Source organism: Pseudomonas sp. F(2018) (genome assembly GCF_005508865.1).
GTDB lineage: Bacteria > Pseudomonadota > Gammaproteobacteria > Pseudomonadales > Pseudomonadaceae > Aquipseudomonas.
Window position 1 is genome coordinate 330,784 of the sequence record NZ_SCOM01000003.1, and the last position, 11,846, is coordinate 342,629.

At 67.1% G+C, this 11,846-nt stretch carries 12 protein-coding genes; 10 read left to right on the forward strand and 2 right to left on the reverse strand.

All coding sequences use genetic code 11. The annotated features are described in order from the left end of the window. Window positions 1–13: 13 nt before the first annotated feature. From ilvA to FFS62_RS15480, 4 genes are read left to right on the forward strand one after another with little or no spacing between them, the layout of a single operon-like run. Window positions 14–1,528 (forward strand): threonine ammonia-lyase, biosynthetic, encoded by a 1,515-nt coding sequence (ilvA, locus tag FFS62_RS15465; RefSeq protein ID WP_137973725.1) that lies wholly within the window; start codon window positions 14–16, stop codon window positions 1,526–1,528. Between the two features lie 9 nt (window positions 1,529–1,537). Beyond that, window positions 1,538–1,981 carry a DUF2269 family protein gene (locus FFS62_RS15470; protein WP_137973726.1) on the forward strand — a complete coding sequence of 148 codons (444 nt, stop codon included), beginning with the start codon at window positions 1,538–1,540 and terminating at the stop codon, window positions 1,979–1,981. Continuing rightward, entirely contained in the window at window positions 1,981–3,249 is a 1,269-nt protein-coding gene (locus tag FFS62_RS15475; protein WP_137973727.1) for an SDR family oxidoreductase, read from the forward strand. The genes FFS62_RS15470 and FFS62_RS15475 overlap by 1 nt, the downstream gene beginning before the upstream one ends. Further along, window positions 3,246–3,713, forward strand: coding sequence for a DUF2269 domain-containing protein (locus FFS62_RS15480; RefSeq protein ID WP_137973728.1), 468 nt, complete (start codon window positions 3,246–3,248; stop codon window positions 3,711–3,713). The genes FFS62_RS15475 and FFS62_RS15480 overlap by 4 nt, the downstream gene beginning before the upstream one ends. Before the next feature lie 3 nt (window positions 3,714–3,716). Here FFS62_RS15480 and FFS62_RS15485 read toward each other — a convergent pair whose 3' ends face one another. Beyond that, window positions 3,717–4,373: an HAD family phosphatase gene (locus FFS62_RS15485; protein WP_137973729.1), complete on the reverse strand. Its 657-nt coding sequence runs from the start codon at window positions 4,371–4,373 to the stop codon at window positions 3,717–3,719. A 145-nt stretch (window positions 4,374–4,518) separates the two neighbouring features. Between FFS62_RS15485 and FFS62_RS15490 the strand changes: the two genes are divergently transcribed. The 6 genes from FFS62_RS15490 (at window position 4,519) to FFS62_RS15515 (ending at window position 10,653) form a co-directional block, all read left to right on the forward strand. Further along, window positions 4,519–4,998 carry an RNA pyrophosphohydrolase gene (locus FFS62_RS15490; RefSeq protein WP_137973730.1) on the forward strand — a complete coding sequence of 160 codons (480 nt, stop codon included), beginning with the start codon at window positions 4,519–4,521 and terminating at the stop codon, window positions 4,996–4,998. Between the two features lie 19 nt (window positions 4,999–5,017). After that, complete coding sequence (gene ptsP, locus FFS62_RS15495) at window positions 5,018–7,297, forward strand: phosphoenolpyruvate--protein phosphotransferase (RefSeq protein ID WP_137973731.1); 2,280 nt, start codon at window positions 5,018–5,020, stop codon at window positions 7,295–7,297. A gap of 28 nt (window positions 7,298–7,325) precedes the next feature. Next, entirely contained in the window at window positions 7,326–8,717 is a 1,392-nt protein-coding gene (locus FFS62_RS15500) for an FAD-binding oxidoreductase (RefSeq protein ID WP_137973732.1), read from the forward strand. Between the two features lie 220 nt (window positions 8,718–8,937). Beyond that, window positions 8,938–9,606: a CsgG/HfaB family protein gene (locus FFS62_RS15505; RefSeq protein WP_171016352.1), complete on the forward strand. Its 669-nt coding sequence runs from the start codon at window positions 8,938–8,940 to the stop codon at window positions 9,604–9,606. Between the two features lie 12 nt (window positions 9,607–9,618). Continuing rightward, window positions 9,619–9,969 carry a DUF4810 domain-containing protein gene (locus FFS62_RS15510; RefSeq protein ID WP_137973733.1) on the forward strand — a complete coding sequence of 117 codons (351 nt, stop codon included), beginning with the start codon at window positions 9,619–9,621 and terminating at the stop codon, window positions 9,967–9,969. Window positions 9,970–9,978: 9 nt separating this feature from the next. Further along, window positions 9,979–10,653: a DUF799 domain-containing protein gene (locus FFS62_RS15515; protein WP_137974014.1), complete on the forward strand. Its 675-nt coding sequence runs from the start codon at window positions 9,979–9,981 to the stop codon at window positions 10,651–10,653. Window positions 10,654–10,696: 43 nt separating this feature from the next. Here FFS62_RS15515 and FFS62_RS15520 read toward each other — a convergent pair whose 3' ends face one another. Then, window positions 10,697–11,743, reverse strand: a complete 1,047-nt coding sequence (locus FFS62_RS15520) for an AraC family transcriptional regulator (RefSeq protein WP_137973734.1) — start codon at window positions 11,741–11,743, stop codon at window positions 10,697–10,699. Between the last annotated feature and the right edge of the window lie 103 nt (window positions 11,744–11,846).

An 11,846-nucleotide genomic window follows, 5' to 3' on the forward strand; every position in this document is an offset into this window, starting at 1 on the left:
AGTGAAGCCCGTGATGCTCGAACAGTACGTAAAGAAGATCCTCACCTCGCGCGTCTACGACGTCGCGGTGGAAACCCCGCTGCAACCCGCCCGCCAGCTCACCGAGCGGCTGGGCAACCAGATTCTGCTCAAGCGCGAGGATCTGCAGCCGGTGTACTCGTTCAAGATTCGCGGCGCCTACAACCGCGTGGCGCAGCTGTCTGACGTCGAAAAGGCTCAGGGCGTGATCGCCGCCTCGGCCGGTAACCATGCCCAGGGCCTGGCCCTGGCGGCGGCCAAGCTCGGCATCAAGGCCACCATCGTCATGCCACGCACCACCCCGGAGCTCAAGATCCAGGGCGTGCGCTCGCGCGGTGGCAAGGTGGTGCTGCACGGCGACGCCTTCCCCGAGGCCCTGGCCCATGCGCTGAAACTGGCCGAGGAGAAGGGCTACACCTTCGTGCCGCCGTACGACGATCCGGACGTGATCGCCGGCCAGGGCACCGTGGCCATGGAGATCCTGCGCCAGCAGCCGGGCCAGCTGGACGCCATCTTCGTGCCGGTCGGTGGCGGCAGTCTGATCGCCGGCATCACCGCCTACGTGAAGTACCTGCGCCCGAACATCAAGATCATCGGCGTCGAGCCGGACGACTCCAACTGCCTGCAGGCCGCCATGGCCGCCGGCGAGCGCGTGGTGCTGTCGCAGGTCGGCCTGTTCGCCGACGGCGTGGCGGTGGCGCAGATCGGCAAGCACAACTTCGATATCTGCAAGGACCATGTCGACGAGGTGATCACCGTCAGCACCGACGAGATCTGCGCGGCGATCAAGGACATCTACGACGACACCCGCTCGATCACCGAGCCGGCCGGCGCACTGGCCGTGGCCGGGATCAAGAAGTACGTGGAGCGTGAAGGCCTGCGCGACAAGGTGCTGGTCGGCATCGACTCGGGCGCCAACATCAACTTCGACCGCCTGCGCCACGTGGCCGAGCGTTCCGAGCTGGGCGAGAAGCGCGAGGCGATCATCGCCGTGACCATCCCCGAGCGGCCGGGCAGCTTCAAGGCCTTCTGCGAGGCGATCGGCAAACGCCAGATCACCGAGTTCAACTACCGCTATCACACCGACCGCGAGGCGCACATCTTCGTCGGCGTGCAGACGCACCCGGAGAACGACCCGCGTCAGGCGTTGGTGGAGAACCTGCGCAGCCAGGGCTTCCCGGTGCTTGACCTGACCGACAACGAGCTGGCCAAGCTGCATATCCGCCACACCGTGGGCGGCCACGCGGCGGCAGTGGCGGACGAGGTGGTGTTCCGCTTCGAGTTCCCCGAGCGGCCGGGCGCGCTGTTCAACTTCCTCAACCGCCTGGGCGGGCGCTGGAACATCACCATGTTCCACTACCGCAACCACGGCGCCGCCGACGGCCGCGTGCTGGCCGCCCTGCAGGTGCCGGCGGAGGAGCGCGAACAGATCCCGGCAGCCTTCGACGCCATCGGCTATCCCTACTGGGACGAGACCGACAACCCGGCCTACAAGCTCTTCCTCGGTTAAGGAACGCTGATGGAACACTACCAGCTGCTGAAGTACGCCCACCTGATTCCCGCCGTGCTGATCCTGGCGGGCTTCATCGCCCACGCCTTCATGCTGTGGAAGGCGAACAAGTCCGGGGATGCGGCGACCCTGACCCGCAAGCTGCGGGTCACCCGTCTGTACAGCATGCCGGCCCTCGGCCTGATCACCCTGAGCCTGCCGGTCACTGGCTGGTGGCTGGTGCACACCCTGGGCCTGTCGCTGGGCGCCAGCTGGCTGCTGTTCAGCGCCAAGCTGTTCGGCCTGCTGATGCTGTTCGGCCTGCTGCTGCACAACCGTCTCGGCGCGTGGCAGGCGGCCGTCGCGGGCGGCGCAGTACCGGTCAAGCTGCTGCGCTTCGTGATCGCCTACACCGTGCTGATGCTGGTCCTGCTGCTGGCCATCTTCGCCCTGATGGGGGCCAAGCCGGCCTGATGCGCATCCTGCTGGTCGGCGCCGGCGGCTTCATCGGCCGTCACCTGCTCGACACCCTGAGCCTGGCCGGATACTCGGTGGTCGCCACTCGCCGCCAGGCTGCGGCACTCGCGCTGCCCGGTGTGCAGTGGCGCACGCTGGATCTGCTGCAGCTGGCGGACCAGCCCGACAGCTTTGCCTGGCCGGACGGCATCGAGCTGGTGATCAACGCCAGCGGCGAACTCTCCACCGACGGCGAGCACCTGCAGCGCCTGCAACGCGATGGCGCCTGCGCCCTGTTCGAGCTGGCCAAACGGCATGGCGCCGCCGTGCTGCAGATTTCCGCCCTGGGCGCCGGCGAGCATCCCGACATTCCCTTCCTGGCCAGCAAGGCCGAGGCCGACCAGTATCTGCTGAGCCTCGGTATCCCGGCCGTGGTGCTGCGGCCCTCGCTCGTCCTGGGCCCGGGCGGCGCCAGCAGCGCCTGGCTGCAACGGCTGTCACCCCTGCCGCTGATACCGCTGCTGGGCAACCGGGCGCGGCTGCGGCCGCTGCATGTCGACGACCTCTGCGCGGCCGTCCTGGCGCTGCTACGCAACTGGCCGAAGCAGCCGAGCGTGCTGCCGCTGGTAGGCCCGCAGGCGCTGACCCAAGGCGAGCTGATCGACTGCCTGCGCCAGGCCCAAGGCTGGCGCCCGGCGCGCTACTTCACCGTGCCGGCGCCGCTCGTGCGACTTGGCGCGGCACTGGGCGAGCGGCTGGGCTGGCAGGCGCTGAACCGCCAGACCCTGCGGCTGAGCGAGCACGACAACCTCGCCGACCCCGCACTACTGGAGCAGGCCTGCGGCTATCGCGCGGCGCCACTGGCGAGCCGCCTGCGCCACTGGCCGCAACCGGCGCAGAGCCTGGCGATGGCGCTGCAACCCCTGGTGCTGCTGGTACTCGCGCTGATCTGGCTGGGGACCGCGGTGGTCTGCCTGGGGCCAGGCTTCGACTGGGGCCTGCGGATCATGGCCGAGGCCGGCATCGAGGGTCTGCCGGCGCGCCTGGCCGTGATTGGCGGCGCCCTGCTGGACGGTGTGCTCGGTGTGGCGCTGCTGTCCCGACGCTGGCGCAGCCACGCCCTGCAGGCACAGATCGCCCTGATGCTGGTCTATAGCCTGGTAATCAGCCTGCTGCTGCCCCACTACTGGTTCGACCCCTATATGGCGGTGGGCAAGAATTTCGCAGTCCTGCTGCTGAGTGTCTGGCTGCTGGGACTTTCCGCCTCGACGACGAGACCACGATGAGTCTGTACCTGCTGCTCAAGACCCTGCACATCCTCTCCTCCACCCTGCTGTTCGGCACCGGCCTGGGCTCGGCCTACTACGCCCTGCGCGCCTGGCGCAGCGGCGAGGTGCAGGTGATAGCCACCACCTTCCGCCACCTGGTCACCGCCGACTGGCTGTTTATCGCGACGACGGCGGTCTTTCAGCCGCTCTCCGGCCTGGCCCTGGCCAAGCTCGCGGGCTGGCCGCTGAGCCAGTCCTGGTTGCTGTGGAGCGCAAGCCTGTTCGTGCTGGCGGGGCTGTGCTGGCTGCCGGTGCTGTGGCTGCAGATCCGCGTGCGCGATATGGCCGCCGCGGCGCTGCGCGATGGCGGCGCGCTGCCGGAGCGGGCCAACCGCTATATGCGCATCTGGTTCGTACTGGGCTGGCCGGCCTTTATCGCCTTTATCGCCATCTTCTGGCTGATGGTGGCCAAGCCGCTGTGAGGCTCAGTCGCGCAGGCTGAGCACCGGCCAGCCGCGCTCGACGGCAATGGCGCGCAGGGTGTCGTCCGGATCGACCGCGACGGGATGCGAGGCCGCTTGCAGCAGCGGCAGGTCGTTGCGCGAGTCGCTATAGAAGTAGCTGCCGTCCAGGCTCAGGCCGGTCTCGGCCAGCCACTGCTGCATCCGCGTCACCTTGCCTTCCTGATAGCAGGGCACGCCGGCAACCTGGCCAGTGTAGCGGCCGTCCTGCATGCCGCACTCGGTGGCCAGCAGCGTGTCGACGCCCAGGCGCGCGGCGATCGGCGCGGTGATGAAGCGGTTGGTGGCGGTGATGATCACCAGCTTGTCGCCCGCTTCGCGGTGCTCCTGCAGCAGCGCCTCGCCCTTGGCCAGGATGATCGGCTCGATGACCTCGGCCATGAACTCGGCCTGCCAGCACGCCAGCTCGGCGGCCTCGGTGCGGCTGAGGATGGCTTGGGTGAAGCTCTGGTAGGCCACCACGTCGAGCTTGCCGGCGCAGTAGTCGGCATAGAAGGCATCGTTGCGCGCGCGGTACTCGACGGCATCGACCCGGCCGGTGTCGCAGAGGAATTCGCCCCAGCTGTGGTCGCTGTCGCCGGCGAGCAGGGTGTTGTCGAGGTCGAAGAGGGCAAGGCGCACGTCGGATTACCTGGTTCGGAGGGTCATGAGGGGGCGTCAGAATAGCCGCTTTCAGCGCCACTGCCCATTAGCCGAGCCGCGCGTTTGCTGCGCCCGCGGCCTTTGTGGAACAATGCCGAAACATGCGTTTTCGAGGTGCTGTGCCGTGATTGATTCCGATGGTTTTCGCCCTAATGTCGGCATCATCCTGACCAACGATGTTGGCCAGGTGCTGTGGGCGCGGCGGATCAACCAGGACGCCTGGCAGTTTCCCCAGGGCGGCATCAACCCCAACGAGTCGGCCGAGCAGGCGCTGTACCGCGAGCTGAACGAGGAAGTCGGCCTGGAACAGCAGGATGTGAAGATTCTCGCCTGCACCCGGGGCTGGTTGCGTTATCGTCTGCCCCAGCGCCTGGTGCGCACCCACAGCCAGCCGCTGTGCATCGGGCAGAAACAGAAGTGGTTCCTCCTGCGTCTGACCGGCGACGAGAGCCGGGTGCGCATGGACCTGACCGGCAAGCCGGAGTTCGATGGCTGGCGCTGGGTGAGTTACTGGTACCCGCTGAACCAGGTAGTGACATTCAAGCGCGAGGTCTACCGTCGCGCCCTGAAGGAATTAGCCCCGCGCCTGCTGGCGCGCGACTGACGGAGTTCGATAGCGAGCCATGCTCAACACCCTGCGCAAGATCGTCCAGGAAGTAAACGCCGCCAAGGATCTCAAGGCGGCGCTGACGATCATCGTGCAACGGGTGAAAGAGGCCATGGGCAGCCAGGTCTGCTCCGTCTACCTGCTCGACTCCGAGACCAAGCGCTTCGTGCTGATGGCCACCGACGGCCTCAACAAGCGCTCCATCGGCAAGGTCAGCATGGCGCCCAACGAAGGCTTGGTCGGCCTGGTGGGCACCCGCGAGGAGCCGCTCAACCTCGAGCACGCCTCCGAACACCCGCGCTACATGTACTTCCCCGAGACCGGCGAGGAGCGCTACGCCTCCTTCCTCGGCGCGCCGATCATCCACCACCGGCGGGTGATGGGCGTACTGGTGGTGCAGCAGAAGGAGCGCCGCCAGTTCGACGAGGGCGAGGAAGCCTTCCTGGTCACCATGAGCGCCCAGCTCGCTGGCGTCATCGCCCACGCCGAGGCAACCGGCTCGATCCGTGGCCTGGGCAAGCAGGGCAAGGGCATCCAGGAGACGCGCTTCGTCGGTGTGCCCGGCGCCCCCGGCGCGGCCGTGGGTACTGCCGTGGTGGTGCTGCCGCCGGCCGACCTCAATGTGGTGCCGGACAAGGCCATCGACGACATCGAGGCCGAGCTGGAAGTGTTCGGCAAGGCCCTGGAATGGGTGCGCGAGGACATGCAGGAGCTGTCCGAGAAACTCGCCAGCCAACTGCGCAAGGAAGAGCTGGCGCTGTTCGACGTGTACCTGATGATGCTCGACGACAACGCCCTCGGTAACGAGGTGCGCAAGGTCATCAAGACCGGCCAGTGGGCCCAGGGTGCCCTGCGCCAGGTGGTCACCGAGCACGTCTCGCGCTTCGAACTGATGGACGACGCCTACCTGCGCGAACGCGCCAGCGACGTGCGCGACCTCGGCCGCCGCCTGCTCGCCTACCTGCAGGAAGAACGCAAGCAGAGCCTGGTCTACCCGGACAACAGCATCCTGGTCAGCGAGGAGCTGTCGCCGGCCATGCTCGGCCAGGTGCCGGAAGGCAAGCTGGTCGGCCTGATCTCGGTGCAGGGCTCGGGCAACTCCCACGTGGCCATCCTCGCCCGCGCCATGGGCATTCCCACGGTCATGGGCGTGGTCGACCTGCCCTACTCCAAGGTCGACGGCATCGAGCTGATCGTCGACGGCTACCATGGCGAGGTCTTCACCAACCCCAGCGATCTGCTACGCAAGCAGTACGCCGAGGTAGTCGAGGAAGAGCGCCAGCTGGCCCAGGGTCTCGACGCCCTGCGCGAGCTGCCGTGCGAGACGCTGGACGGCCAGCGCCTGCCGCTGTGGGTCAACACCGGCCTGCTGGCCGACGTGAAGCGTGCCCAGGAACGCGGGGCCGAAGGCGTCGGCCTGTACCGCACCGAAGTGCCGTTCATGAATGGCGAGCGCTTCCCCAGCGAGAAGGAACAGCTGGCCACTTACCGCGAGCAGCTGGCCGCCTTCCACCCGCTGCCGGTGACCATGCGTACCCTGGATATCGGCGGCGACAAGGCGCTCTCCTACTTCCCGATCAAGGAAGAGAACCCTTTCCTCGGCTGGCGCGGCATCCGCATCACCCTCGACCACCCGGAAATCTTCCTGGTCCAGGTGCGCGCCATGCTCAAGGCCAGCGAGGGCCTGAACAACCTGCGCATCCTACTGCCGATGATTTCCGGCATGCAGGAGATGGAAGAGGCGCTGCACCTGATCCACCGCGCCTGGGGCGAGGTGCGCGACGAGGGTGTGGACATCCCCATGCCGCCGGTGGGCGTGATGATCGAGATTCCCGCCGCCGTCTACCAGGTACGCGACCTGGCGCGCCAGGTCGACTTCCTCTCGGTCGGCTCGAATGACCTGACCCAGTACCTGCTGGCGGTGGACCGCAACAACCCGCGGGTCGCCGACCTCTATGACTTCCTCCACCCGGCCGTGCTGCACGCGCTGAAGCTGGTGGTCGACGGCGCCCACGCCGAAGGCAAGCCGGTAAGCATCTGCGGCGAGATGGCCGGCGACCCGGCGGCCGCCGTGCTGCTGCTGGCCATGGGCTTCGACAGCCTGTCGATGAACGCCACCAACCTGCCCAAGGTGAAGTGGCTGCTGCGCCAGATCAGCTCGACCCGCGCCAAGGAGCTACTCGGCCACCTGATGGCCATCGACAACCCGCAGGTGATCCACAGCACCCTGCACCTGGCCCTGCGCAACCTCGGCCTGGGCCGCGTGATCAACCCGGCGGCGACCATCCAGAGCTGATCCGCCGCGCCGCGAACAAGGAAAGTTCATGCGCGCCCTCTTTCTTCTGCTGATTTTTCTCGGCCTGCCAGCACTGGCTGGCGAAACGGTCAACGACGTCACCGGCCTCAATCCGATCCAGGTTGCGCAAGTCATCGCCCCTACCGAGCTGGAGCAGATAGTCGCGGCGGTGAAGCAGCATTCCGGCCCCATCAGCATCGGCGGCGGACGCTTCAGCATGGGCGGCCAGACCGCCACCGCCGGCGCCCTGCAGATCGACATGCGCGACTTCGACCGAGTGCTGGAGTTCTCCGCCGAGCGCCGCGAGATCCGCGTGCAAACCGGCATCACCTGGCGCGAGATACTCGAATACATCGACCCGCACGGCCTGTCGCCGCAGATCATGCAGTCCTACGCCAACTTCACGGTCGGCGGCTCGCTGTCGGTCAATGTGCATGGCCGCTACGTCGGCGAGGGCCCGCTGATCGGCTCGGTGCGCAGCATCCGCCTGGTGCTGGCCGACGGCAGCCTGGTGGACGCCAGCCCGAGCCAGAACAGCGAGCTGTTCCATGGCGCCATCGGCGGCTATGGCGGCCTGGGCGTGATAGTCGAGGCCACGCTCGGCCTGGCCGAGAACAGCCGCATCGCCCGCGAGTCCAAGGTCATGCCGCTCACCGAGTACCGCGCCTGGTTCGACCAGGAGGTACGCGGCCGGACCGATCTGGTCCTGCACAACGCCATTCTCTATCCGGGCTCCTTCGACAAGGTCCGCGCCGTGTCCTATCGCCGCACCGATGCGGCCCTGACCGAACTGCAGCGCCTGACCCCGGCCGACCGCAGCTATTACCTGCAGCATGCCGGCATTCGCCTGACCAGCTCGTCCCATACCGGCCGCGCCCTGCGCGAGGCGGCGGTGGACCCGCTGCTGTTTCGCGGCGAGCTGGTGCAATGGCGCAACCACGAGGCCAGCCTGGACGTGCGCGAGCTGGAACCCATCTCCGGGCCGGACTTCAGCTTCGTGCTGCAGGAATACTTCGTCCCGCCACACCAGCTGGAACGCTTCGTCGGCGAGCTGGCACGCCTGACCCGACAACACGACGCCAACCTGATCAACGTCTCGATCCGCCACGCCAAGGCCGATCCCGGCACCCTGCCGGCCTGGGCCCCGGAAGAAGTGTTCGCCCTGGTGCTCTACTATCGCCAGGGCAGCTCCGCGGCCGAACGCACGCGCGCCGCGGCCTGGACCCGCGACCTGATCGACGCCGCGCTGGCCTGCGGTGGACGCTATTACCTGCCCTACCAGATCCACGCCAGCCGCGAGCAGTTCCTCGCCGCCTACCCACGCGCCCCGGAATTCTTCGCCCTCAAGCAGCGCCTGGACCCTGGCTACAAGCTCCGCAATCGGCTGTGGGATACCTACTATCCACGCCGGTCGGACTGACGATCCTGGCCACTGGCCATGCCGCATCGATCTTTGTAGACTCGCGCCACCGAGCGCTGGCAATGACTGCCTCGCTTGCCCCAGCAGTATTCGCCGCAGATTGCGCGATTTGGAGACTCACCTGGTCATGGAAGCACCACCGGCCATCGCGCCCCTTTCCCCCACGCTCTTGCCCATGGGCAGCCGGCGCTTGTTCCGGTCGCCAACCTCGAGGAACATCATGAAGAACGTCCTAGCCGCGAGCGGTCTGCTCGTACTCGGCCTGCTGTCCGGCTGCGCCACCGAACAATCCCGCCCCCTCGAAGTCGCCAAAGTGCAGAGCTACCAGAGCAGCTACAGCGGGCCGCGCCAGCCAATCTCGGTCGGCAAGTTCGATAACCGCTCCAGCTACATGCGCGGGCTGTTCTCCGACGGCGTGGACCGCCTGGGCGGACAGGCCAAGACCATTCTCATCACCCATCTGCAGCAGTCCAACCGCTTCAACGTGCTGGACCGCGACAACATGCAGGAGATCCAGCAGGAAAGCGCCATCGCCCAGAAGGCGCAGCAGCTGCGCGGCGCCGACTTCGTGGTGACCGGCGACGTCACCGAGTTCGGCCGCAAGGAAGTTGGCGACCACCAGCTGTTCGGCATTCTCGGCCGCGGTAAGACCCAGGTCGCCTATGCCAAGGTCAACCTCAACATCGTCAATGTGCGCACTTCCGAGGTCGTGTACTCGTCGCAGGGCGCCGGCGAGTACAGCCTGTCCAATCGCGAGGTCATCGGCTTCGGTGGCACCGCCAGCTACGACTCCACGCTGAACGGCAAGGTCCTCGACCTGGCGATCCGCGAGGCGGTCAACAACCTGGTCGGCGGTATCGACAGCGGCGCCTGGCGCCCGCAGCAGTAAGGAAGGGAAACCATGCACAAGCTTGCACTCGCCGGCCTGTTGAGCGCCGGCGCGCTGCTGACCGGCTGCGTCAACCAGCCGCAACCGCTCTACTACTGGAACGGCTACCAGGACCAGGTCTATGCCCACTTCAAGGGCGACACCAGCAGCCCGCAGGAGCAGGTAGCGGCTCTAGAGGCCAGCCTGCAGCAGGCGCGAGCCCAGGATCGCGCGCTGCCGCCCGGCTTCCACGCGCACCTGGGCATGCTCTACGCCGAGCTGGGCAAGCCGGATCAAGTGCGCCAGCAGTTCGAGACCGAGAAGACCCTGTTCCCGGAATCGGCCCCCTACATGGACCTGTTGCTACGCAACGCCGAGAAGTAAGAGATGAAGATGCCAACCCTGTTCAAGACCCTGGGCCTCGGCATGCTGCTCGCCCTGCTCGGCGGCTGCGTCACCCAGAAGCCCTACGACTACACGGCGTTCAAGCAGAGCAAGCCGCGCTCCATTCTGGTTATGCCGCCGGTAAACACCTCGCCGGACATTCAGGCGGGCTACAGCATGCTGTCGCACGTCACCCTGCCGCTGTCCGAGGCAGGCTATTACGTGCTGCCGGTTGCCGTGGTGGACGAGACCTTCAAGCAGAACGGCGTCATGAGTGCGGAGGAGGCCCAGGCCATTCCCACCGCCAAGCTGCATGAGATCTTCGGCGCCGACGCCGCGCTGTATCTGGAGATCACCGAGTACGGCACGAGCTACCGGCTGATCGCCAGCGAAGTGGCCGTCACTGCCAAGGCCAAGCTGGTGGACCTGCGCGACGGTCGTCTGCTGTGGGACGGCTCCGCCCGTGCCAGCTCGGCGGAGAACCAGAACAACAATGGCGGTGGCGGCCTGATCGGCCTGCTGGTCACTGCGGCCGTCGAGCAAATCATGAACTCGCTGACCGACCGCAGTCATGAGATCGCCGGCATCACCAGCGCCCGCCTGCTCACCGCCGGAACGCATAACGGCATCCTGCGCGGCCCACGCTCCCCGCAGTACGCGGAGAACGACAAGCCCGTCCAGTAAGCGCCGGCGCAGTTTGAAGGGCCCTACGGGGCCCTTCTTCGTTTCAGGGGCTCGAGGCTGTATCCGCTAACAACAGCTTGGCCCGATAGGCATCCGGCGCGATGCCGTACCAGCGGCGGAACGCCCGATAGAACGGCGACAGCTCGGCAAAGCCGCAGGCGCGCGCCACCTCGCGGATTGCCAGGCCTTCCTGCAACAACGCATGGGCCCGCGCCTGCTGGATCGCCTCGCGCACCTGGCGCAGATGGCTGCCCTGAGCGGCCAGGCCGCGTTGCAGGGCGGCGGTGGGCATGCCCAGTTCGGCCGCGCAGGCCTGTAACGAACAGCCGGCGCGTCCTAGGCGCACGCCGATCAGGTAGCTCAGGCGATTGAGCAGGTCATTTTCCACCAGGGCGGCCAGCTCCACCTCGGCATGCTGCCAGAGCATGCGGTGCAGGCTCGGGTTGGCGGTGCGCGACGGGCGCTTGAGCAGCGCGGCGGGGAACCACAGGGCGTCATGTTCGCAGGCGAAGTTCGGCAGCAGGCCGAACAGCCGGCGATGCTCACTCACCCGTTTTGGCCGTGCATGACGGAAGTCGAGAGCGTCGAAACGAAACTCGTCGTCGGTGACCAGCCGCAGCAGCTTGATGAACAGCAGCGCCAGGCATTCCATCTGCTGACGCAGCGGGCCGAAGCCACGGTAGTTGAGGTCCAGCACCAGGCAGGCGCGGTCCCCCTCGATGCGCAGCTGGGCGACGAAGCCGCCGGCGAGGATGTGCTGGAAGCGCAGGAAACTGTCCACGGCCTGCTGCAGATCGCGGCTGGCCAGCTGCAGGTAGCCGACCACGTCGAGCAGGCGCGGCTTCATCACCTCGCCCAGGTGCAGGCCGATATCGGCGTCGCCGGTCAATGCGTCGGCGGCCAGCCAGAACAGCGGCGCCTCGTCGTGGCTCAGGCGCCCTTCGCTCGGTGGCGGCACCAGGCGGCGATGCTGGTTGGTGCGCCGGTAGATGGTCGCCGGATCGTGACCCAGCTCGGCCAGGGCCTCATAGAGCAGGCGCCGCAGGGTGGCGGAATGGGTCAGCGGCGCGGCGCGGGCGAGCGAATTCATGGCAGTTCCTTGTTTGACCAGAGAATTCCAGCCACAGGCTCCACGGTCAATGCCGCTGGCCGAAGCGCTGCGCAGAATGGCCGCACAACAACAAGGAGCGCGT